This is a genomic window from Streptosporangium sp. NPDC002607, assembly GCF_053592655.1.
Map to the genome: position 1 here is coordinate 70,001 of NZ_JBSFWD010000024.1, position 22,560 is coordinate 92,560.

14 protein-coding genes are annotated in these 22,560 nt (G+C 70.1%); 6 read left to right on the top strand and 8 right to left on the bottom strand.

Annotation, left to right across the window (positions count from 1 at the left end; translation table 11 throughout):
* The first annotated feature begins 76 nt into the window (after positions 1 to 76).
* Positions 77 to 1,690, top strand: a complete 1,614-nt coding sequence (locus ACWD3H_RS25780; protein WP_451956801.1) for an FAD-dependent monooxygenase — start codon at positions 77 to 79, stop codon at positions 1,688 to 1,690.
* On the opposite strand, the gene ACWD3H_RS25785 is transcribed toward ACWD3H_RS25780, so the two are convergent.
* Both ACWD3H_RS25785 and ACWD3H_RS25790 read right to left on the bottom strand, forming a co-directional pair.
* Positions 1,606 to 3,174, bottom strand: coding sequence for a BTAD domain-containing putative transcriptional regulator (locus tag ACWD3H_RS25785; protein WP_451956802.1), 1,569 nt, complete (start codon positions 3,172 to 3,174; stop codon positions 1,606 to 1,608). The genes ACWD3H_RS25780 and ACWD3H_RS25785 overlap by 85 nt on opposite strands.
* Positions 3,174 to 4,367: a macrolide family glycosyltransferase gene (locus ACWD3H_RS25790; RefSeq protein ID WP_350915277.1), complete on the bottom strand. Its 1,194-nt coding sequence runs from the start codon at positions 4,365 to 4,367 to the stop codon at positions 3,174 to 3,176. Before ACWD3H_RS25790 ends, ACWD3H_RS25785 begins: the two co-directional genes overlap by 1 nt.
* Positions 4,368 to 4,771: 404 nt before the next feature.
* Between ACWD3H_RS25790 and ACWD3H_RS25795 the strand changes: the two genes are divergently transcribed.
* Positions 4,772 to 5,881 (top strand): DegT/DnrJ/EryC1/StrS family aminotransferase, encoded by a 1,110-nt coding sequence (locus ACWD3H_RS25795; protein WP_451956803.1) that lies wholly within the window; start codon positions 4,772 to 4,774, stop codon positions 5,879 to 5,881.
* Here the strand turns inward: ACWD3H_RS25795 and ACWD3H_RS25800 are convergent.
* The 5 genes from ACWD3H_RS25800 to ACWD3H_RS25820 form a co-directional block, all read right to left on the bottom strand.
* Entirely contained in the window at positions 5,847 to 7,322 is a 1,476-nt protein-coding gene (locus ACWD3H_RS25800) for an NDP-hexose 2,3-dehydratase family protein (RefSeq protein WP_451956804.1), read from the bottom strand. The two genes, ACWD3H_RS25795 and ACWD3H_RS25800, sit on opposite strands and share 35 nt — an antisense overlap.
* An 87-nt stretch (positions 7,323 to 7,409) precedes the next feature.
* Entirely contained in the window at positions 7,410 to 8,015 is a 606-nt protein-coding gene (locus tag ACWD3H_RS25805) for a dTDP-4-dehydrorhamnose 3,5-epimerase family protein (protein WP_451956805.1), read from the bottom strand.
* Between the two features lie 158 nt (positions 8,016 to 8,173).
* The gene (locus tag ACWD3H_RS25810; RefSeq protein ID WP_451956806.1) at positions 8,174 to 9,169 is read right to left on the bottom strand and encodes an NAD-dependent epimerase/dehydratase family protein; all 996 of its coding nucleotides are present in this window, start codon (positions 9,167 to 9,169) and stop codon (positions 8,174 to 8,176) included.
* On the bottom strand, positions 9,162 to 10,388 hold the full coding sequence (locus ACWD3H_RS25815) for a methyltransferase domain-containing protein (RefSeq protein WP_451956807.1): 1,227 nt from the start codon (positions 10,386 to 10,388) through the stop codon (positions 9,162 to 9,164). Before ACWD3H_RS25815 ends, ACWD3H_RS25810 begins: the two co-directional genes overlap by 8 nt.
* A gap of 27 nt (positions 10,389 to 10,415) precedes the next feature.
* Positions 10,416 to 13,178 (bottom strand): LuxR C-terminal-related transcriptional regulator, encoded by a 2,763-nt coding sequence (locus ACWD3H_RS25820; RefSeq protein ID WP_355556569.1) that lies wholly within the window; start codon positions 13,176 to 13,178, stop codon positions 10,416 to 10,418.
* A 741-nt stretch (positions 13,179 to 13,919) separates the two neighbouring features.
* Between ACWD3H_RS25820 and ACWD3H_RS25825 the strand changes: the two genes are divergently transcribed.
* The 3 genes from ACWD3H_RS25825 to ACWD3H_RS25835 all read left to right on the top strand — a co-directional run bounded on the left by ACWD3H_RS25825 (position 13,920) and on the right by ACWD3H_RS25835 (position 18,911).
* The gene (locus tag ACWD3H_RS25825; protein ID WP_451956808.1) at positions 13,920 to 14,822 is read left to right on the top strand and encodes a putative sugar O-methyltransferase; all 903 of its coding nucleotides are present in this window, start codon (positions 13,920 to 13,922) and stop codon (positions 14,820 to 14,822) included.
* 160 nt (positions 14,823 to 14,982) lie between these two features.
* Positions 14,983 to 16,404: a S28 family serine protease gene (locus ACWD3H_RS25830; RefSeq protein ID WP_451956809.1), complete on the top strand. Its 1,422-nt coding sequence runs from the start codon at positions 14,983 to 14,985 to the stop codon at positions 16,402 to 16,404.
* A 191-nt stretch (positions 16,405 to 16,595) separates the two neighbouring features.
* On the top strand, positions 16,596 to 18,911 hold the full coding sequence (locus ACWD3H_RS25835) for a M64 family metallopeptidase (protein WP_451956810.1): 2,316 nt from the start codon (positions 16,596 to 16,598) through the stop codon (positions 18,909 to 18,911).
* A gap of 99 nt (positions 18,912 to 19,010) precedes the next feature.
* On the opposite strand, the gene ACWD3H_RS25840 is transcribed toward ACWD3H_RS25835, so the two are convergent.
* Positions 19,011 to 20,054, bottom strand: a complete 1,044-nt coding sequence (locus tag ACWD3H_RS25840; RefSeq protein ID WP_451956811.1) for a PLP-dependent cysteine synthase family protein — start codon at positions 20,052 to 20,054, stop codon at positions 19,011 to 19,013.
* A 372-nt stretch (positions 20,055 to 20,426) separates the two neighbouring features.
* Here ACWD3H_RS25840 and ACWD3H_RS25845 point away from each other — a divergent pair, with 372 nt between their 5' ends.
* Complete coding sequence (locus ACWD3H_RS25845) at positions 20,427 to 22,487, top strand: hypothetical protein (protein WP_451956812.1); 2,061 nt, start codon at positions 20,427 to 20,429, stop codon at positions 22,485 to 22,487.
* Positions 22,488 to 22,560 lie beyond the last annotated feature (73 nt).

The following is a 22,560-nucleotide window of genomic DNA, read 5'->3' on the forward strand; positions in this document are numbered from 1 at the left end:
AGCCGGTTTTCAGCCCGATATCATCCGGATATCCGGCTATTGACGCTGATAACAGCGGTACGAAACGCTGACGCCCATGGACGAGCTCGATGTCGAGGTGTTGATTGTCGGAGGCGGCCCGGTCGGCCTGTCCGCCTCGATCGAGCTTTCGAGGTACGGGATATCCTCGTTGCTCGTCGAGAGGCACCAGAAAACCTCCCTCTTTCCCAAGGCCCGGCTCATCTCGACCAGGACCATGGAACTGGTCAGGGCGTGGGGAATCCAGGACGAGGTCGAACGCGCCGGACTGCCCCGCGAGGAGACCCTGGCGGTGGGCGTCGGAACGTCGCTGACCGATGACGACTTCCTGCGGGCGGTCGCGCCGCTGCACGAGGACGCCCCGCAGAGCCCGACCTACACCTACATCTGCGCCCAGGACCGTTTCGAGGTGATCCTGCGCGCGCTCGCCGAGGCGCAGCCGGGCGCCGACGTCCGTTTCGACACGACCATGACGGAGATGCGGAAGACCTCGGACGGCGTCGAGGCGGTGATCGAGTCCGCGGGGGTCCGCCGCGGAGTCCGCGCCCGCTACCTGGTGGCCGCCGACGGCGGCCGGAGCACCACGAGGGACGCGCTCGGCATCGCCATGACCGGCCCTCCCCCGCTGGGCAACATGATCAGCGTCATGTTCGACGCCGATCTGGGGCCGCTGCTCCGTGATCGCCAGGCCGCGCTCTACTTCCTGCTCAGCAACCCGCCGTGCGCGGTGGAGGCGGTGGACAACCAGCGCCGGTGGATGATCCAGACCGGGTACGACCCGGCGCACGGCGGCAGCCCCGACGACTTCACCGAGGAGGTCTGCGTCGCGGCGGTGCGGTCCGCGGCGGGCATCCCCGACCTGGCGGTGAACATCGTGGGCATCATGCCCTGGCTCCAGCAGGCCGTGGTCGCCGACGAGTTCCGCAGCGGCCAGGTCTTCCTCGCGGGGGACGCGGCGCACGTGGCCACCCCGCAGGGCGGGTTCGGCATGAACTGCGGCATCCAGGACGCGCACAACCTCGGCTGGAAGCTCGCCGCCGTGCTCCGGGGCACCGCGGGGGCCGGCCTTCTCGACACCTACACGCCCGAGCGGCGCCCGATCTCCGACCGTACGGTCACCGAGAGCCTGAACAACGCGCTCATCACCTTCCAGATGATGGAGGGCCGCCTGACCATGCAGGAGTCGATCGACCAGCAGGCGGGCCGGCGCAGCTCGGAGGGCCTGGTGCTCGGCTTCCACTACGACTCCGCCGCCGTCGTCGCGGACGGGACGCCCGCCCCCGAACCCGCCGACCCCTACCGGACCTACCTGCCGACTGCCCGCCCCGGCCACCGCATGCCCCACGTCTGGCTGTCGCGGCGGGGCGGTCAGGTCTCCACCTTGGACCTGCTGGGCAGCTCGTTCACCCTGATGACGCCCGCGGGCACCGGCTGGGCGCAGGCCGCCAAGCAGGCGGCCCAGGACACCGGGGTCGCCGTCACCGCCCTGGAGATCTCCGCCGACGGCTCGACGGAGCTCACCTCACCGACGTGGGCGGAGGAGTTCGGCGTGGGCACCGCCGGAGCCGTACTCATCCGCCCCGACGGTCACGTCGGCTGGCGCTCCCCCGGCGCGGAGGCGTCGGCGAACGCGCTGACCGGCGCCCTGGGCACCATCCTGGCGAGGTTGTAGCCGTCGTGGCCGGCGAGCTCGTCGGCCGATCCCCGGTAGGACCCCGAGCAGAGCCGCGCCGCCGCCATCCGCAGGGTCAGCGGGCACCCCGAGGAACTGGCCGCGAGCCTGGTCATCGCCTGCGGCTCGGCCTCCATCCTGGCGGTGCCGACCAGCATGACCGCCAGTGCCCTGGACTCCTCGAAGCCCAGCGGCCGGACGAACTCCCGGTGCGCGCCCTGGCGGGCCACGAACTCGTCGAGCGGATCCCGGCTCGTGACGATCACCCGGCAGTGCGCGCCGCCCGGCAGCAGCGGGATGACCTGGGCGCTGTCGCGGGCGTTGTCCAGCACGACGAGCAGCCGCCGGCGTGCCGTCCTGCTGCGGTACAGGGCCAGCTTCTCGCTGAGATCCTCGGGGATGGCGTGGCCGGCCACGCCGAGCGCGCGCAGGAAACGGCCGGCGACGACACCGGGGGTCAGGGCCGCCGCGCCCTCGTCCCCCTGCAGGTCGGCGAAGAGCTGCCCGTCGGGGAACTGGGCGATCCTGCGGTGCGCCCACCGCAGGGCCAGCGCGGTCTTTCCGAAGCCGCCCAGACCCGTCACGACCACCGTTCCCGGCCCGGTCGTCTCCGGAGAGAAGCGGAGCGCGTCGTCCAGGACGGCGAGCTCCGCGGTGCGCCCGGTGAACGGCAGGGCCTGCGGGGGGAGCTGGGAGGGGATGACGAACTCCTCGGCCCGCCGCACCCCCGACACCTCCATCAGCGCGGACTCGTCCCGCAGGATCTGGTCGTGCAGCCGCCTCAGCTCCGGGCCGGGTTCGAGCCCGACCTGTTCCACCAGGTGCCGCCGGCCCTCCTGGTAGGTCCGCAGTGACTCGGCGCGGCGCCCCGAGCGGTACTGGGCCAGCATCAGCTGCGCCCGGGCGCGCTCCCTGAGCGGGTGCTCCTCCACCACGGGAACCAGTTCCGCGATCACCTTGAGGTGGTTGCCGAGCTCCAGCTCCAGCTCCAGGCAGGCCTCGATCGCCTCCAGCCGCGACTCCCGCAGCCGGGCCGCGTCGTAGCGCATGCTGTGGATGTCCTCGAACGGGGTTCCCCGCCACAGGGAGAGCGCGTCCCGCAGCATGGCGATCGCACCCTCCCGATCGCCCCCGGCGGCCTGCCGGCGCGCCCGCGCCACGAGGTCGTCGAAGCGGAGCCTGTCGATCTGCTCGGGGGCCGCCCTGAGCAGGTAGCCGGGGCTCGACGTCATGATGTCGTCCGCCCGGTCCCCCAGCGCCCTGCGCAGCCGCGACACGCAGATGGCGATCTGCCCGCGGGCGCTCTGCGGGGCGTGCCCGCCCCACACCGCCTCGATCAGCCGGTCCACCCCGACGACGCGGCCCGCGTTCAGCACCAGGCTGGCCAGGATCGCGCGCTCCCGGGGGCCGCCGATCCGAAGCTCCTCGCCCTTCCTGAACACCCCGAGCGGCCCCATGATCCGAAACTCGAGTGGTCCGTCCATCACTGGATCCGCATCAGGTACTTCTCAAGCTCGTCGGCGGCCCGAAGGGTGCCGCCCGAGGCATGCAGATCCTTCTGCATCTCCCCCGTGCACCGCTGGATGACCTCGCTGCCCGCCACCTCCAGCACCGCCTGGAGCAGCAGTTCCCCGGTGACCTCCTCCGGCGGGATGGACCGGCCGAGGTTCAGTTCCTCGATCCGCCGGGCGGCCACCGCGTCGATGGACGACGTCGGGACGACCACCATCGGGCAGCCGGAGTGCAGCGCCTCCATCACGGTGCCCATGCCCCCGTGGGTGACGGCCACCGAGGCGTGCTGGAGCACCTTGTAGTGCGGCATCCACCGATGCGCCTCGATGTTGGGGGGCAGCGGGCCCAGGTCCGCGGGGTCCATTCCGTCCGCGACCGTGATCACCACGTGCCACGGAACGCCGGTGAAGGTCCGTACGCACATCTGGAAGAAGTCCGGATACTCGTTGAAGACCGCGCCGAACGAGACGAGCGCGACCGGAAGCCCGCTGGCCGGCGGCTGCCACTCGCCCAGGAAGTTCCGCTCGCCCAGGCACGGCCCCACGAACGCGAACCGCTCGTCGAAGCTGTCACCGACGTACTGGAAGGACCGCGGCATGTTGATGATGCTGAAGTCCTGGATCTCCCACCACAGCTCCGCGGGCGGGACGTCGACCCCGTGCGCACTGGACAGGGCGCTGATCCGGGCGAACATGTCGTCCACCCAGTTCGGCATGGACTGCTCAGCCCCGTCGGAGTTGTAGATCGCGTTCAGGTACGAGAAGTTCGCGTTCGACGCGAACATCGGGATGAGCTGGGTCGCGGGCCGGTTCCACTTCCTGGCCAGGATGCGCCCCGCGTAGAGGATGGAGGTGTCGTAGACGATCATGTCGGGGAGGTCGTCGGCCGGGTAGGACTCCAGGGCCGCCAGCATGTCCGCGCTCTCGTCGAGCAGGACCGAGAGCAGGTAGAGCGGGTCGCGCGCCAGGTTCAGGAAGTCCGAGTCCCGGTACTTCGAGTCGTAGCGCAGCGCGGTGGCGCCGGCCTCCTCCACGATGCCCACCATCATGTCTCCGGTCAGATAGGAGACGCGGTTTCCTCTGCGGACCAGCTCCGTCACCACGGCCAGGTTGGGGATCACGTGGCCATGGTCGGGATGAACCAGGAAGAGGAAATGTTTCGCCATCTGGGAGAATCCTGTCTCTCTGGGATTTCTGACCTGATAAGCAGTGATTTCGCGACAAAAAAACTAGCCCATCGGCGACAAATCAGTCACTGCGATCTGCCGGCAATGCTAGTTAGGGCCTATTTAGGGCAACACCCCTAACCGTCTTCCACAGGCGCGCGCACCCGGGATCGAGTTCACAGCGCGATAACGGAAAAAGAGCGCCACCCTAGCCGGGCCGCCATTCATCCGCAACGAACGGCGACGGGGACTGGGGTACCGGGTGAAGTGTTAGGGGTTACCCCTAGCCATTCCGAGACCGCTGCCGACCACCTCCCGGGGTGCCGGTTTCCGCCTGGATACAGGGGCTCCCCCGATTCCCGCCGGTCATTATGCTGGGCCGAGCTTTCGAGAAAGGGACTGCCATGACCACGCGTGTCTGGGACTATCTGCGGGAATACGACAGCGAGCAGAAGGACATCATGGACGCCGTCGAGACGGTGTTCCGGTCAGGGCAGCTGGTCCTCGGCGAGAGCGTCCGCTCCTTCGAGGCGGAGTTCGCCGGCTACCACGGGGTGGGGCACTGCGTCGGCGTCGACAACGGCACCAACGCGATCAAGCTGGGGTTGCAGGCCCTGGGGGTCGGCCCCGGCGACGAGGTGATCACGGTCTCCAACACCGCGGCGCCGACGGTGGTCGCGATCGACGCCGTAGGCGCGACCCCGGTCTTCGTGGACGTGCACCGGGATGACTACCTGATGGACACCGCCCAGGTGGAGGCCGCCATCACCGAGCGGACCCGGTGCCTGCTGCCGGTCCACCTGTACGGCCAGTGCGTCGAGATGGAGCCGCTGGAGCGGCTCGCGGCCAAGCACGACCTGATGATCTTCGAGGACTGCGCGCAGGCGCACGGCGCCCGCCACCACGGGCGCGTCGCGGGATCGATGGGGAAGGCGGCCGGGTTCTCCTTCTACCCGACCAAGGTGCTCGGCGCCTACGGGGACGGCGGCGCGACGCTCACCTCCGACGACGAGGTCGAGCGGAACCTGCGCAGGCTGCGCTACTACGGCATGGAGGAGACCTACTACGTCGTCGAGACCCCCGGCCACAACAGCAGGCTGGACGAGTTGCAGGCCGAGATCCTCCGGCGCAAGCTGCGCCGGCTCGACCGGTACATCGCCGACCGGCGAGCCGTGGCGGCCCGTTACGCCGACGGCCTCGGCGACACCGAACTCGTCCTTCCCGCGCTCGCCGAGGGCAACGACCACGTCTACTACGTCTACGTGGTGCGCCACCCCCGCCGCGACGACATCATCGAGGCGCTGAAGGCGTACGACATCCAGCTGAACATCAGCTACCCGTGGCCGGTCCACACCATGACCGGGTTCGCCCACCTCGGCTACGGCAGGGGCAGCCTGCCCGTCACCGAGGAACTGGCCGGTGAGATCTTCTCGCTGCCGATGTACCCGTCACTGCCCGGCGACGTCCAGGACAGGGTGATCAGCGCGCTGCGAGAGGTGCTGGCGGCGTTGTAGTCAGGGTGGTCAGGCAGAACAGCAGGCTGCGCGCCTGGATGTTGAGATAGAAGCTGTGCCGCAGCAGCTCTCCGAGCTGGGACACGCTCAGCCAGCGGTACTCGGGGTGGTCGATCCCGGCGGCCTCGTCGGTGTGCACGATGAGATAGCGGTTGCGGGCACGGTGGAAACGCCCGCCCTCCTCCGACAGGATCGTCTCGAACCGGACGCGCTCGGGGCCGGCCTCCAGCATCTCGTCCAGGAAGGGCGGGCGTGCCCCGGCGGGCAGGTGGTCGTAGCTCTCCGGGGTGCACTGCACGGTCGGCCCCAGCTCCACCACATCGGCGTAGCCCGGCTCGACCCGCGCGTGCACCAGGGCGTGCAGCACTCCGCCGATCTCTCCGACCAGGAACGCGATGACCCCGGTCCCGGAAGGTTCGATCATGGGCTGGTCCCAGTGGCCGACCTCGCGCCCGCCCGCCTCCACGCTCACCCCGACGACGTCGAAGTAGCGGCCGGTCTCGTGGGAGATCAGCTCGTCCGTCCGCCGCCATCCCCGCACCTCGTCGAGGGGGATCAGCCTGACCTGCGGGTCGGTCCTGGTGCGCATGTCGGTGATCCAGCTCAGCACCTCCCCCATGGTGTGCGGGCCGGCCTCGCCCGGATCGCAGGAGCGGACGAGCGCGGCGCGGAAACCGTCGCCCGGCTCCATCGAAAGCGCCGCCGTCAGGGCCGATGTCAGCCCGGCTCCGGAGAACGGCATGCAGGCCAGCACGGTCCGCGCGTCCATGTTCACCAGATCCGGCACCGACATCAGGGTGTGCAACTGGCCGAGGGTCAGCCAGCAGAAGCCCTCGGCGACCTCGATCTCCCCGGTGATCTCAACGATCATGTTCCGGTTGCGCTTCCGGTAGAACCAGGCGCCCTGCTCGGACTGGCGGATGTCCGCGATCACCTCGTGGCCCGAGGTGTCGAGGAAGTGGTCGAGATAGGGGACCGGCCTGCCCTGGTGCACCCGGGTGTAGTTGCTCCGGGTGGCCTGCACGGTGGGAGAGAGCTGCAGGCCGTTGTGGTTGCCCGGTTCGTGCTTGGCCTGCATGAGGCAGTGCGGGATCCCGTCGATCTCCTTGACCAGGATGCCCAGGATGCCGATCTCCGGCTGGTTGATGATCGGCTGGGACCAGTGGGAGACCGTCCGGCCGGGAACGTGGACGTCCAGACCCTCGACGCTGAAGAACTTTCCGGTCCGATGCCGGATGTTCCCGGTGTGCCGGTCCACCTCCCAGCCGGACAGCCCGTTCAACGGCACCTTCCGCACGTTCATGTACGTACGGCTCGCCGTCTCGGCCAGCCAGCGGTGGAACTCGTCGAGTGTCGCGAACCACCCACCCGGGGAGAGCACGGATTCCGCGAGCCGCACCTGCAACGGTGAACGAGTCTGCCGCCGAGAGGGTACGGCCATGCTGGCTCCTTTGATACGAAATTTCATCTTCCGACGGCCGCGGCTTGGGAGTTCCCCCGAGCCGCGACCGGCTCCCGCACGCCGCCGTCACGCCTGCCGGAAGGTCTCCTCGATCCGCAGGCACTCCTTGTAGTCGGGCAGCATGTCCAGTGCCCGCGCCTTCGCCAGGGTGGGCGCCTCCCGGTCCCGCTCCGACTGGATCGGCGCCAGGTCCTCGGGCAGCCGCAGCCCGATCTCCGGGTCGAGGGCCGAGAGCGCGAGCTCGTTCTCCTTCCGGTACCGCTGCGAGAGCAGGTAGGACATCACGGTGCCGTCCTCGAGCGCGACGAAGGCGTGGCCGAGCCCCGGCGGGAAGTACACCGAGCGGAAGCTCTCACCGGTCAGCACCACCTGGTCCCACTCCCCGAACGTCGGGGAGCCGACCCGGAGATCGACGACGATGTCCAGCGCGCTTCCCCGCGTGCAGTGCACGTACTTGGCGGTCCCCGGCGGGGCGAGGGTGAAGTGGATCCCGCGGAGCACGCCGCGCACCGAGGCGCTCTGGCTGGTCTGCGCGACCGGGAAGAGCGGGTGCCCGACCGCCTCGACGAACGCCGCCTCCTGGAACGGGGAGACGAAGAGGCCCCGCTCGTCGGGAAACACCTCGGGAGTGAATTCGAAAGCGCCGGTGACGGCGAGCGCGCGGGATTTCATTACGGCCGCGCCGCCGGGGGGTGTTCGGTCACAACAGTCGCCAATCGGTCGAGGATGACGGACGGTCACGGAACGCGGTCCAGCATGCTCGGACCGCCGGTGCGGGGTCAACAAGGTAGGGGTCGCCCGCGAGCAAGATAGGGGTCGCCCAAAACGCCTCAGAGCGGCACCTCGTCACCGCGGATCAGCGAGGAGACGGTGCGCTCCAGCGCCTCGCGGAACGGCACCCGGGCCTGCCATCCGGTGACCGCGCGGAAGGCGGCCGGGTCGGCGACGACGCTGTGGAAGTCCATTCCGGTGGCGTCCGGCGGCGCCGGCACCGAGACGACCGGGACCGCGGGCGCCCCCGTCCTGGCGGCCACGGTCGCGGCGACGGTCGTGAAGATGTCTCGCACGCTCCGGCCGCCGCCGGTGCCGATGAGCCAGTGCCGGCCCGCGAGGGAGTCGGCGTGGTCGAGCGCGGCCAGGAAGGCGCCGGCCACGTCCCCGACGTAGAGCAGGTCGCGCTCGGCCGTCCCGTCGTTCCACACGGTCAGCGGCTCACCCGCCAGCGCGCGGCGCACCATGGTGGTCACCACCCCCCGGTCGGTGGCGGTCGGGGAGACCCGGCCGCCGAACACCGTGCCGAGCCGGAGCGTGACCCCGCGCAGCAGGCCCTCCGCCGTGGCGGCCTTCAGTTCCCGCTCGGCGGCCAGTTTCTGCCGGTCGTAGGCGGTCACCGGGGCGTCCGGCTCGGTGCCGTCGATCCTGGCCTCCGACCTCGGGCCGACCTGGGAGGTCGAGCCGGGAAAGAGGACCACGGGGGGTGGGCCGTCCCGGCGTTCCGCCCGGATGGCCGCGACGATGTCGCGTACCACGCCGACGTTCACCCGCTCGCCCGGCGACTCGTCCTCCGCCGCCCGCCAGGTCCCGCCGCCGGTGTAGAGCAACAGGTTGACCACCACGTCGGCGCCGGCGATCGCCTCGGCGACCTGGCCCGCGCCGGTGAGGTCCGCGGTACGGACCTCGGCCTCGGCCGCGTGGCCCGGGGGGACCACGGCGGGCCTCCGCGCCACCAGCCTCAGCCGGACATCCCGCCCGGCCAGCTCCGTCACGAGGGCGGAGCCCACGAAACCGGAGGCGCCCAGGACCACGACCAGCGGCTGGTCAGACAACGCGCACCTCGGGAACGTAGAGGATCCACTTGCCGCCCGCCTCGCGGAACTCCTTCTCCTTCTCCATGATCTCCTGCGCGTGGTTCCAGGCGAAGAGCAGCGCGTACTCCGGGTAGGGGTCGGAGAACGCCTCGGGGCTCCGTACCGGGATGTGCGCCCCCGGCGTGAGCCTGCCCTGCTTGCCCGCGGTCGTGTCGCAGACGAAGGGGACCAGCTCGGGGCCGATGCCGCAGTAGTTCGTCACCGTCGCGCTCTTGGCGGTGGCGCCGTACCCGACGACCCGCTCCCCCTTGTCGCGCAGCTCGCCCAGCAGCGCCGGCAGTCGCTCGCGGATGTGCCCGACCCGGGAGGCGAAGCCCTCGAGCGTCGCCGGCTCGGTGACCCCGGCCGCGCTCTCCTCGGCCAGCAGGTCGGTCACCGCCCGGGTCGGCTGCCTCGCTCCCGGACGCGCCAGGGTGTAGCGGACCTCGCCGCCGTGCACGGAGAGCCGCTCCGCGTCGACGAGTTCGAACCCGAACCGCCGCGCCATCTCCTGTACCGAGCGGACCGTGAAGAAGAAGAAGTGCTCGTCGTAGATCTGGTCGAACGAGGTGCGCTCCAGGATGTCGGCGAAGTACGGGTCCTCGAACACGAAGACCCCGCCGGGCGCCAGCAACCTGTCGACACCGCGCAGGATCGACTCCATGTACGGGATGTGGCACAGGGTGTTGGCGGCGTAGACGACGTCGGCCGGTCCGTCGGCGGCGAGGATGCCGGACGCGGTCGCCTCCTCGAAGAAGTCCTTGCGCACCCGGATGCCCTTGGCCGCGGCCAGGTCCGCCACCCCGCCGGACGGCTCCACTCCCAGGTGGCGGACGCCCGATTCGGCGATCACCTGGAGCATGGTGCCGTCGTTCGAGCCGAGTTCGACGACGAACGGGTCGGGCCCGGTGAGCTCGACGGCCAGGAAACGCTTGGCGATCGCCTGGAAGTGCTCGCGCATGACGGCCGACCCCGAGGAGAGGTAGGGATAGCTCTCGTGGAACATGCGGTCGCGCGGCACCTCCTCCATGAGCTGCACCATCGTGCACGATTCACAGATCCCCACGGCGAGGGTGAAGAAGAACTCCTCCTCGAAGTCCTCAGGCGTCACGAAGGCGTCGGAGAGCGGCTGCCTTCCGAAATCGAGGAACTCGCGAACCGTGCCCGAGCAGATCCGGCACGACGACGTGACTGGCATAGGTGACTCCTGGGATTGGGAAACTGTTCACTGTGCGATTCCCCGCATGCTCGGCTTGGCTCTCGATCCCGCCTCGGGCGGGCCGGCGGACGCCCGCCGGTCGGGGGGCGTGAGAACCGGGGGCAGATCGGCCCGGCTCTTCACTCCCAACTTCCGGTAGACGCGGGTCAGATGCTGTTCGACGGTGCTCACCGTGATGTGCAGCGTCCGGCTTATCTCCCGGTTGGTGTGCCCGAGCGCGGCCAGCTCCGCCACCCTGCACTCCGAGTCGCTGAGCCCCAGCGGGTTCGGGTCCTCGGCGGGCTCCCCCGCGTCCGGCAGAACGGGGCCGGTGGTCCAGCTCTTGCTGAGCCGCAGGGGCATCACGCCGGAGTGGCAGATCTCGGCCTCCCGCATCGCCCGGCAGATCAGCGGCTTGGCCTCGTCGGCCTCCCCGAGCTGCTGCAGGGCCGCGCCCAGATCGGCCAGCGCCCGGGACAGCAGCAGCCGGTCGCCCGCCGTTCGCAGGCACTCCGCCGCCTCGCGCAGCAGCTCGGTACGCTGCGCGAGCCCGCTGGCGGCGGCCAGGATCAGCAGGGAGACGCCCCGGGTCCGCAGGTCGATGGGCTTGAGCCGCTCCATCTGCTCCGTCACCAGGTCGCGGGCCACCCCCCAGCGGCTGAGCCGGAGGTTCGCCTCGGCCAGGTTGCTGCGCCAGGGAACCACCATCGGCCGGTCGAGTTCCCAGTCCTGCATGAGCCTGCCGCAGGTCTGGAAGTCGCTGATCGCGGCGAGCACCCGATCGGTGGCCAGGTAGTAGTGACCGCGCGCGTGCAGGTACCGCAGGCCGATCAGAGTCGCGAACATCTCGTCGGGCACCCGCTGCTGCAGCAGCTCGGCCCCCTCCTCGTACTGCCCCATCGCCGTGTGGGCCAGCAGCAGCGTCGACCTCGGGTAGCCGATCAGGATGCCCCAGCTCTGCGCCTGCATCAGCTCCAGGGCGGCCTGCGCCTTGGCCGCGGCGACCACCACCTCCCCCTGCCGGAACGCGATCTCGGCCCGGACCGCACCGAGCACGGCCTGCCAGGTGAGCGCGCCACTGCGGACCGCCTCGTCGATCAGCTCGTCACACCAGTGAGTGGCCCGCTCCGTCCTGCCCCCGTACATCAGGGTCAGTACCGCGATGGCCACCACCTCCAGGGTGGTCTCGCCGAGCCGGCAGCTCTGCAGGATGTTCTCGGCGCTCACCAGCGCCACCTCGCCGTCGCCGTGCGTCCAGATCGAGGTCATCCTGCGGGCCTCGTCGCCCCAGGCGGAGGCGGTGTCGAACCTCCCGTGCGGACCCCGCGACGTCCCGTAGAACCACTGGTAGGTGAGGTGCAGCTCGGCGGCGGTCTGCACGTTCAGCAGATCGGGGGTCGCGGTCAGCGCCTCCATCGCCCTCGACGCCGTCTGCACGTCGCCGTTCCACAGCGAGTGCCGCACCACGGCCGCCGCGTCCTGGCCGAACAGGCATCCCTTCTCCAGGGCCTCCCGCAGCAGCGGCAGATGCAGCGCGGCCGCCGAGGGGTTGACCCGCCACAGCGCCCGGACCAGCACCTTCGTTATCGCCAGACGCTCGCCCTCGTCGCGGACGGACCGCAGGGCCAGCTCCAGGCACTGCACGGCCACGGCCACCTCATTGCCGGCCAGCGCCTGCTCGGCCGCGTCCCGCAGCACCCCGGTCGCCCAGTCCTCCGGCGCCCGGTCCGCGGCGACGAAATGCCCCGCGATCTTCGTGGTGGACATGCCGCGCTGGTACAGCAGCACGGCCGCGCGGACGTGTAGGCCCGAACGCTCCTCGGCACCGATGCCGTCCAGCACCGCCGCGGCGGCCACCGGGTGCCGGAACCAGCCGCCGGCCAGCAGGCCCGCCTCGGTCAGGACCTCCACCGCCCGCTCGGCGGCCTTCGGATTGATCTTCGCCAGGCCGCCGGTCAGCCCGGCCGAGCCCGGTTCCCCCAGGACCGCCAGGGCCCGGGCCACCCAGAGCAGCTCCGGCTCCCACCGGTGCAGGCACGCCATCACCGCCCGGGCGTACGCAGCACCGGCGGCGATCGGGTCGTCGGGGTCGGCACGATGGTCCTCGATCAGGGCGTTGACCAGCATCGGGTTCCCACCGCTCAGCCGCTGGAGCGCGACGGCGGCAACCGGATCCATTGTCGGGGGCAGCACCTCGGCGATGTCACCGACCGACAGCGGGGTCAGCCAGATCCGGTGGTGGAACCCTCGGGTGACCTCGGCGGAGAAGGACGGGATCGTGGACTGCGGCAGATCCCACTCGTTCATGATCAGCAGAATGCGGGCGGAGCTTATCCTGCGGCACAGATAGAGCAGCAGCCGGAGTGAGAGGCCGTCCACCAGATGGACGGCGTCGACGCCGACGACCACCGGGCGCTCCCTGGACAGCTCCAGCAGGACATCGCCGATCTCGCGGACGACCTCGGCCTCGGCGTGCCGGGTGGCGCCGGTCGTCACGGTGTGCCGCCGGATCAGCCGTGACACCTGGTCCGAGACCTCCGGCGGCAGCCCCGCGCCGTGGAACAACTGGTCGATCATGCCCGCCTGCAGGGTGTTCTCCCCCAGGGAGCCGGTGGCGCTGAGCAGCAACGCACCGGAGGTGGCCGCGACCCGCGAGAACTCGTGCAGCAACTCGGTCTTCCCGCTTGCCAGTCCCCCGCTGACCAGCACCAACCGGCCGTTTCCCGCGCTGCTCTCGGCGAGCAATCCCTTCAGGACATCAAGTACGCTGCGATGCTGCGATGCCAGCATTTACTACATCCTCGTTTAGTCTGGCGACCCGGGTCCTGCGCAGCGGCAGAGTGAACCACTCCCCCACTTCATGGAATTCTCAGACAGGGGTCGTTCTCGACGGGGCTGTGGTGAGAGGGCGGAGCGGGCGGCCTGCTATTCGTGGAAAACTGGCGGTTTCATCGGGTCCGGCGCCACGGTAAATCCGTTGACCCAACGGCAAAAGCATCGACAATCCCGAATTCCTTCACGTTCCGAACCGGTCGGCGAGCGTCTCGTTCAGTGACATCATTCCTAGCTCACCGAGACCCACCGTGTCAGCGGGCAACCGCGGGTAACCTCCCGTCCGGCGCCGCGACGCCCGGAGCCCCACGCCACGGCCAAGCCGACGGTCCGTCCGGTACGGGGAGATTCATGATCATGAAACGTGATCTTATAGTTGGTATGTCACAATTGGATAAATTTTTTGACAACAACCTGTGGAACTGTGAGTACATCTTGTTGTCCCGCGGGTAACGCCCCCGTGCTGACCTGGACATTCGGCGGCACCGCCATTAACCCCCTGTCACGATCATGCCCGCGATCAACGCCGGGACCCGGCGCCGCCCACCCCGGAGGGCCGCCGCGTGCCGGGGTTCCGGACCCCGGGAGAGCCGGAGAAGTGATCTAGGCGCGAGCCGGTTCGGTGCGCGATACTCGTGCGGACATGGGTGCGGCGCCTTGCGGACCTTGAATCGCCGAGCTCCAGGAAAGAGCAGACAAATGAGTCATAAATATGGCCAGAGTCCTCAGTGGGCGCACATTAACGAGAACAATCTCGCCCTGGACGAGACCCCCGATCTGAGCCGTTTCAAATCCAGCCGGGTGAACTACAAGATCGCGCTCTGGAACCCCGAGGTCAACGGCCGGAGATATCTGAAGACGCTCATCCACAACCTTGGCCTCCAATTGTCACCGGAGAACTGGGAGCGCATGCTCCGGATCAGGAACCGCCAGCTGGGAGAGCCCATCGCGGTCACCCTGAAGGGTGAGTCGATCTGCCTGGACTATCTGCAGGCGGTTCTTGAGCTCGATTTCATGGCACGGTCCGTGAAAATGGACGGCGCGCGGATCCTGGAGATCGGCGCCGGGTACGGCCGGTCCTGCCACACCATCCTGTCGAACCACGATGTCGCGGAATACCACATCATCGACCTGGAGAACTGCCTGAAGCTCTCCCGCGAGTATCTGCGCGCCGTGCTGACCGACGAGCAGTTCGAGAAGATCAGGTTCCTGGGCATCGACGAGGTGGAGGACCTCTCCGGCGGCGAGCCCTTCGACCTGTGCGTCAACATCGACTCGTTCGCCGAGATGCCCGCGGACACGGTCAGGAACTACCTCTCCCTCATCGACGGCATCGCCACGCACTCCTACACGAAGAACCCGGTCGGCAAGTACCTGGACCCGGACCTGGACGGACACTACGAGGGGCAGGCCGTGGTCCAGCAGGCCCTCCAATCCGGCCTGCTCCGCGAGATCATCGACGTGCACGACAGCGAGGCGGTCCAGGCGCAGTCCAAGCGTTTCGTCGAGGTGTACCAGCCCGGCGACGACTGGCGACTCGTCGCGGACGGCTGGGGGACCCCGTGGAGCTACTACTGGCAGGCCCTGTACGCGAAGTCATGACCGGCCTTCCCGACGCCCTGAGCCGGCGGCGCGTCGGCATTCCAGACCAACCACTACAGACACTCCCATAACACTGGAATTATGGAAATCAGGACTACCACGGACAAAGCATGATCGATAGCCTCCTTCGACACTTCGTGTGCCAGAAGGAGACATATCAGTGCGCGTACTTCCCGCCCTCATGCTGGCGGTCCTCACCGCCGGCTCGATCGGCGCGGCCGGGGTCACCCCCGCCGCGGCGGCGGAACCCGGCCTCGCGTCCCCCGCCGCGGCGGTCGAGGACGAACTCCTCGGCAAGCTCACCGCCATCCCCGGGCTGACCGTGGTCTCGGAGACCCGGCCGACCGGCTACCGGTTCTTCGTCCTGCGCCTCACCCAGCCGATCGACCACCGCCATCCGGGCAAGGGCACGTACGAGCAGCGATTCACCCTGCTGCACCGGTCCGCCGACGCGCCGGTCGTGCTGCACACCGGCGGGTACGGCCTGCCGGTCAACCCCGGCGCCTCCCAGACCGAGCCGACCCGGCTGCTCGGCGCCAACCAGGTCTCGGTGGAGCACCGCTTCTTCCGGAACTCCCGCCCGGACCCGGCGGACTGGAGAAAGCTCGACATCTGGCAGGAGGCCAGCGACGAGCACCGGATCGTCGAGGCGCTCAAGACGGTCTACTCGGGGAAGTGGATCCAGACCGGCGCGAGCAAGGGCGGCATGACCTCGGTCTACCACCGGCGGTTCTACCCCGGTGACGTGGACGGCGTGGTGGCCTACGTCGCGCCGAACGACCGGGTCAACCCGTCCGACCACACCTACGACGACTTCTTCGCGAACGTGGCCGACCGGGCCTGCCGTACCGCGCTGAACAACGTGCAGATCGAGGCGCTCAAGCGGCGCGAGCGGCTGGTTCCGAAGCTGGTGGAGACCGCCGCGCGCGACGGGATCACCTTCGAGAAGACCCTGGGCACCGCCGACCGGTCGTTCGAGATGACGGTCCTCGACACGGTCTGGGCGTTCTGGCAGTACGCCAAGGTGTCCGACTGCGCGAAGGTGCCGGCCGCCACCGCCTCCGATGACGAGATCTACACGTGGATCGACGACATCGCGGGCTTCTCCTTCTACACCGACCAGGGCCTCAACTACTACGCCCCGTACTACTACCAGGCGGCGAGCCAGCTCGGCTGGCCCGACCTGAAGTTCGCGCACCTGCGCGGCGTGGCCAGATACCCCAAGCTTTACCAGCCCAACTCGGTGCTCCCCGCCGAACTGCGCACCGGGCACGACCCGAAGCCGATGCTCGACGTGGACCACTGGGTGCGCAAGGACGCGAGCCAGATGATGTTCATCTACGGCGAGAACGACCCGTGGAGCGCGGAGCGGTTCACCCCCAGCCGGAACGACTCCCATCTGTACGTCGCCCCCGGCGCCAACCACAGCGCGAACATCTCCCAGCTGAGCCCGGCCGAGCGTGACGCGGCGACGGCGACGCTCAGGCGCTGGGCCGGGGTGTCCGACAGCATCACCGTCAACAGCCGCGCTGTGCCGTCCCTCCCCGACGACGACATGCTCCCCCCTCGCGGGGAGCGCTGACCTCCCCTCCCGCTACGGCCGGCCCGCGGCCATACCGGGATCGAGGTCCGCACCGGTCCCCGGGCGCCTTGGGCGAGCGCCCGCTGCTCCACCAAATGAGCCCATGAATCCCTGTTTGAAATGAATGCCCGGGGCGCCGACGCACGACCGTGCGGGGCCGCCCCGACCACCCCCTGGAGGTTCCCCCCACCATGCGTATCACCAGGCCGCTCACCGCCTTGGCGGCCGTCTCGATGACCGCCGCCCTGCTCACTCCGGTAGCCCCCGCCAACGCCGCCGACGCCGCCGTCGGCAGCGCCACCGTGGTGCCGCTCCAGGTCACCGGAGCCCCGGCCAAGCGGTTCAATCTGATCATCATGGGCGACGGCTACACCGAGAACGAGCAGTCCACGTTCGCCGCCGACACCGATCAGCAGCTCAACGTGATGTGGTCCATCGAGCCGTACAAGTCCTACCGCAACTACTTCAACGTCTACCGGGTGGACATCGTCTCCGGCGAGTCCGGCATCGGCTGTGACCCCGACCTGGCCTCCGGCAAGAAGAACACCCCGCTGAGCATGGCCTTCTGGGGTGGCTGCAACCCCGCCAGCGTCCAGCGGCTGATCACCATGAGCAACTCGGCGGCCAACACGTACGCCAACCTGGTGGCCGGGACCAGCAGCGCCAACCGGCAGATCCTGGCCCTGGGCAACAGCGGAACCTACGGCGGAGCGGGCGGCGCCTACGCCACCTCCTCCGGCCACAACTCGATGTCGGCCCTCATCGCGCCGCACGAGATCGGCCACTCGCTGGGCGGCCTGCAGGACGAGTACACCTACTACACGCGCGGCGTGGAGGGCGGCACCTACGCCGGGGCCGAGCCAGGCTCCGTACACCACACCCTGCTGACCGAGCAGCAGATCGCCGACCAGCGGAAGAAGTGGTGGCGCTGGCTGGGCGAGCCGAGCGAGGCGGGCGGCACCATCAGCCGCCACGAGGGCGGCCTGTACTTCGGCAAAGGCGTCTGGCGGCCCAGCGAGCACTCCATCATGAGGACGCTGGGCTACTACTACGACCAGGTCAGCCGTGAGGTCATGACCCAGAAGATCTCCGCCAAGGTCGGCCTCATCCAGGACGGCACGCCCACCACGTCGCCGGTCGGCGCCGACCGGGTGCTCTGGGTGGAACCGCTGCACCCCAACAGCCACTCGCTGACCACCACCTGGAGCGTCGACGGCACCGAACTGCCGGGTGAGGGCACCGCGCTCGACCTCCGCACACTGAACCTGCCGGCCGGCACGCACACGGTGAAGGCGACCGTCGCCGACCCGACCGGCTTCGTACGGGACCCGGCCATCCGCTCCGGTGCCCTCACCGCGACCCGCACCTGGACCGTGGACACGACCGTGACCACCGTCCCCACCGCGGTCGGCGCCGGTCTGCTCTCCTCCACGCCCACCAACCAGGCCGTCGGCCACGACGAGGTGGTCTACGTCGAGACCACCCACCCCGACGACAGCGTCCCCGCCGTCACCTGGACGCTGGACGGCGCGCGGCTCGACGAGAGCGACGGGGACCTGGATCTGGGCGCGCTCACGCTCACCCCCGGCAACCACACCCTCACCGCCACCTCCGGCGGCGACACCCGGTCCTGGACCGTCGACAACACGCCGCCCACCACCGGCTACCAGCTCTCCGAGCCGCTGGTCACCTCCGGCGACACCCACGTCTACAACGGCCCCTTCACCATGAGGCTCACCGGCGACGACGACCAGGACGGGTACGTGGTGAGCGAGTCCCGGGTGGACGGCGACGGCTGGTTCAACTACTTCGGCTGGCCGACCTCCGCCGACCTGCCGTGGACGTTCAGCGAGAGCGGCACCGTCATCGACAGCCTCACGTTCGGCAAGCTGCCACGCGGCAGGCACACCGTCGAGTACCGCTCGATCGACCCCAGCGGCAACCACGGCACGGCCAGGAGCTTCACGGTCACCACCCTCGCGGCGCCGCCCGCCTGCACCACCACGGTCACCGGCACCAGGAACGGGACGCTCGTTGTCCGCTCCGGCGTCACCTGCCTGAACGACGCCCGGATCAACGGCGGGGTGACCGTCTCCGCCGGCGCGTCCCTGGTGGTGACCGGCGGCACGATCAACGGAGCGGTCACCTCGTCCGCCGCCGCCGAGGTGCACCTGCTCAAGGCGCGGATCAACGGCGCGGTCACCGTCTCCGGCACCACCGGCCAGCTGATCGTCGCCGGCTCCGACCTCAGGGGCGCGGCGGTGCTGAACAACAACACCACCGTCGACGCGCTCGTGATGGCGGGCACCAGCGTCCGCGGCGCGCTCGCCTGCGGCGGCAACACGCCCGCGCCGTCCAACGCCGGGGTGTCCAACCAGATCACCGGCAGCGGCCAGTGCGCCGGCCTCGTCGACCCCCGCCCCAACCCCCGCGGCAAGTCCTACGAAGCCGTGGTCTCCAGCACCATCCCGGAAAAGGGCATGTACGAGCACAACCACGGCCACTGACGGGGAGAACGCGGGTGAGCGCCTCCCGGTAGGAGCTCACCCGCGCTCAACGGTGGAACGTCCCGCACAGTCGGGTGCGGGACGTCCCACCCTCGTGTCTCACGAAGTCGTCCAGCACTCCCCATGATCGAGCAGGCCTTCCAGCCGCGCCGCGTACGGCCGCCAGTCCAGCCCCCTGTCCTCCGCCCAGCCATCGTCGTGGCAGGTCCGCAGGTGGCGCGCGCCGGCGTCGCCGATCACGGTCACCACGTCGCCCCGGACACCCTGGGCGCGCATCCGCGTGACGAGTTCCAGCGCACCCCACAGGTTCGTGCCCGTGGCACCGCCGACCGTCAGCCCGGTCTCCCGGCGCACCCGGCGGGCGGCGGCCACACTGGCGGCGTCCGGCACCGGCACCACCAGGTCGACGAGATCGGGGACGAACCCCGGCTCCATCCTCGGCCGGCCGATCCCCTCGATCCGGGACGGCATCCCGGTGCCGTAGTCGGCGGCGCCGCTCACCCAGCCCGGGAAGTAGGCGGAGTTCTCCGGATCGACCACGGCCAGTCGACCCGGCAGCTCATGGGCACGCAGGTGACGGCCGACGGCGGCGGAGGTGACGCCGGTGCCCGCGCCGACGACCACCCAGTGCGGGCACTCCCCCACCTGCCCGAACAGCTCCTCGGCCAGACTCCCCCCGTGCCAGTCGACGGTCGCGGCCGAGACGTAGTGGTCCAGGTAGTGGCCACCGACCTGATCGGCCAGTTCCCTGGCCTCGCCGTAGATGGCCAGGGGCGGATCGACGAACCGGCACGTCCCGCCCAGCCGTTCGACGCCCTCCCCCGAGGACCTCCTGGGCATCACCGCGACGTACGGCAGGCCGAGCAACCGGGCGAAGTAGGCCTGGGCGACCGCCATCGCACCCCCGGTGGCCTCCACCACCGTGGTGCCCTCCGCGATCCGGCCCGAGGCGATCGCCTGGCGGAACAGGGCACGCGCCAGCCGGTGTTTGAGACTCCCCGTCGGCTGCGCCGACTCGTCCTTCATCCACAGCCGCACCTCCCACCCGGCGGGCAACGGGAACCGGCGCAGCGGCGTGACAGGCGTCCGCTCCATCTCCGCGGCCAGTACGGCGACCGCCTCCACCGCCCACGCGCTGATCATGCGGACAATCTATGCCGTCGTCGGCACGCGCCGTTGGCACTCGCCCGACGTCCCGACGAGCGTCCCGGCTGACTCCCCCGCCCACGCGCCGAGCATGTGGGCGATCCAGCGAGAAGGCGGGCATCGGCCCTGTCCGGCGGTCAAGCTTCCACACGCGGAGCGTCAACGCCGCCCGGCTCCTCTCCTGGGAGACGGGGGGACGGCGGCCGCTGCGGCGCCCCATACCGGCCACCCGGGCAGGCTCCGTTGGATCCCTCACTGTCAGTGATGATGATGGCACGATGGATCCCGCGCGCCGAGGCCGACCTGCGCACACCGTCCCGGCGGGAAAGAGCGACTCGGCCTGGTCACGACACATGAGTACGGGGATTCATGATGCGGACGTATTTCGATCCGGAGGAGGCCGAGGAGTTCGAGTCGGCGAAGGACCTGCTGGCCCGCCGCTGCCTCGCCTGGGCGGATGAGCACGGCATGCGGGCCGACGGGGCGATGCTGGCGGCGGCTCTGGACGCGCGGCACCGCAGCCGCGACGGGCGGCTGGCCTGCTGGGACGCGCGACAGGTGCGGCGTTTCCTGCTGGAATGGATTCCCCGGCACCTCGCGGCCGAGCCGGATGTCCTCGCCACCGCGCCGGAAAGCCTGCTGACGCTCCTGCGCTACCTCGCCGCGTCCGGCCTGCGTGACCCCCGGGGCGCCTCCCCGGCGGAGCTGGAGGCGGCCGTGGCCGAGGCCGCGGCGGAGTACCCGGCGGCGCTGGCCGACCCCGCCCGGCAGGGCATCGGGAAGTTCTGGGCGCAGGCCGCCCTCGACAACGGCATCGTCCTCGACGACGAAAGGGCCGTGGCCAGATTCCAGCGCGATGTCGACACGGGCCGGATACGGTTCGACGCCGACATACTCGACAAGCTTCTTGAGGCCGAGTTCGCCGGTGCCGGACCCGACGACGAGCGGGCCTTCCCCCAATCCCCCGTCGCCCTCCCTCCCGCCGCCGAACTCGCCGCCGAGGCCGCCCAAAGCGAGGTCATACGGCAGCTGACCGCCCTGACCGGCTGGGTGGGGACGGGCGGGCGGCCCCTCACCAAGACCGGCAACCTGCGGCTGGCCGACGCCCGCGAGCTGGCGGCGCTGCTGGGCACCGGGGAGCAGGATCTGCGGGTACGCAGCTCCGCCGAGCTGCCCCGGGTGAACCTCCTGCTGGCGTGGGCGAAGAAGACCGGCCTGGTGCGAGTGCGCAAGGGCCACCTGGTCCCGGTGGCCAAGGCCGCCCCCCTCCTGCGTGACCCGGAGGCGCTGTGGCGGCGCGCGTTCGAGGCGGTCTTCGAGCTGGGCACCGAGATCTGCACGCCCGCCTACGGGTGGGCCGCCTCCTCGATGCTCGCCACGGCGTTCGACCTGCTGCTGCCCGACGTGCTGAACACGATGTACAGCCTCCCGATCCCGATCCCGATCCCGATCCCCGTGGCCCGGCTGCAGGAGACCGTATGGCTGGCCTGCCAGGAGTACTTCCTGCTCGATCCCGAGGAGGACGGCTTCCGTCAGGACCTCTGGCGCCGCCGGGCCGAGAGGGACCTGCTCGCGGTGTTCGACACCCTCGCCGGCCTCGGTGCCGTCGAGCCGAGCCACGGCGTGCCCGACGAGCTGTACTCCAGCGACCTGCGTCCCGGCGTACTCGGCGAGTTCGGCGAGCTCACCGAGGACGACCTGCCGTTGCCGCCCGAGGCACGCGCCCGGCTCCTGCCGCGCCTGGCGGAGCCGGGCCCGCTGGTACGGCTGACGCCCCTGGGCACCCGAGCCGTACGGGAGCGGTTGCTCGCCGACGGGCGGGATGCCCCGCTGCTCGGGGAACTGGCGGACGCCACGGCGGCCGAACTGCTGGGGGTGCTCGCCCAGCACTACACCCAGGAGACCGCGGCGGCCGAGCTCGAAGGCTGGCTGGCGACGCACGGAGGTGACGTCGAGCCGCTTCTGGACGCCGTACGCGCCTGCCCCTTCCGTACCCGCGCCTCCGCCATGCTCCCCACCCTGGCGGAGACGCTCCCCGGCGGCCGGTCGATGCGGGCGGGGCTCCGGCGTGATCCGATGCTGGGGCCCGTCGTCCTGACCGCCCTCCTGGAGACCGGAGAGCTGCGCCCCGAGGATCTCAGCACCGACGAGTACTCACTGCTACTCGCCGAGGGATTGATCAACCTGCTGGAGCTGGGCGGCCCCGAGGCCGTCATGGAGCAACTCCGCGAGTCGGTGGGTAGGGACGCGCCCGAGTTCGTCGCGGAGGTGCTGGATTCGGGGCATCCCGCGCGAGCGGCCCTGGAGGAGCTGCGCGCACTGGTGTACGAGCCGATGCTGGCCCAAAGCGGCTGGCTCCGCCTCGTGCCAAGCCCCGCACCCGGCGCGCGGGGCCGCCCCCAGGGCCGCGGCAGGAAGCACAGGCACTGACGGGCCCTCGCCGGAACCCTGGTTGCCACCAGCCCATATGAGGTTAAATTCCGCAGACCTTGGGGAACCACCG

What these genes read in the sequence shown, in the direction of transcription:
- ACWD3H_RS25835 (WP_451956810.1), top strand. Translation starts at nt 16,596, where the DNA reads ATGCGTATCACCAGGCCGCTCACCGCCTTGGCGGCCGTCTCGATGACC.
- ACWD3H_RS25820 (WP_355556569.1), bottom strand. Translation starts at nt 13,178, where the DNA reads ATGCTGGCATCGCAGCATCGCAGCGTACTTGATGTCCTGAAGGGATTG.
- ACWD3H_RS25795 (WP_451956803.1), top strand. Translation starts at nt 4,772, where the DNA reads ATGACCACGCGTGTCTGGGACTATCTGCGGGAATACGACAGCGAGCAG.
- ACWD3H_RS25805 (WP_451956805.1), bottom strand. Translation starts at nt 8,015, where the DNA reads ATGAAATCCCGCGCGCTCGCCGTCACCGGCGCTTTCGAATTCACTCCC.
- ACWD3H_RS25840 (WP_451956811.1), bottom strand. Translation starts at nt 20,054, where the DNA reads ATGATCAGCGCGTGGGCGGTGGAGGCGGTCGCCGTACTGGCCGCGGAG.
- ACWD3H_RS25785 (WP_451956802.1), bottom strand. Translation starts at nt 3,174, where the DNA reads ATGGACGGACCACTCGAGTTTCGGATCATGGGGCCGCTCGGGGTGTTC.
- ACWD3H_RS25790 (WP_350915277.1), bottom strand. Translation starts at nt 4,367, where the DNA reads ATGGCGAAACATTTCCTCTTCCTGGTTCATCCCGACCATGGCCACGTG.
- ACWD3H_RS25815 (WP_451956807.1), bottom strand. Translation starts at nt 10,388, where the DNA reads ATGCCAGTCACGTCGTCGTGCCGGATCTGCTCGGGCACGGTTCGCGAG.
- ACWD3H_RS25780 (WP_451956801.1), top strand. Translation starts at nt 77, where the DNA reads ATGGACGAGCTCGATGTCGAGGTGTTGATTGTCGGAGGCGGCCCGGTC.
- ACWD3H_RS25800 (WP_451956804.1), bottom strand. Translation starts at nt 7,322, where the DNA reads ATGGCCGTACCCTCTCGGCGGCAGACTCGTTCACCGTTGCAGGTGCGG.
- ACWD3H_RS25845 (WP_451956812.1), top strand. Translation starts at nt 20,427, where the DNA reads ATGATGCGGACGTATTTCGATCCGGAGGAGGCCGAGGAGTTCGAGTCG.
- ACWD3H_RS25825 (WP_451956808.1), top strand. Translation starts at nt 13,920, where the DNA reads ATGAGTCATAAATATGGCCAGAGTCCTCAGTGGGCGCACATTAACGAG.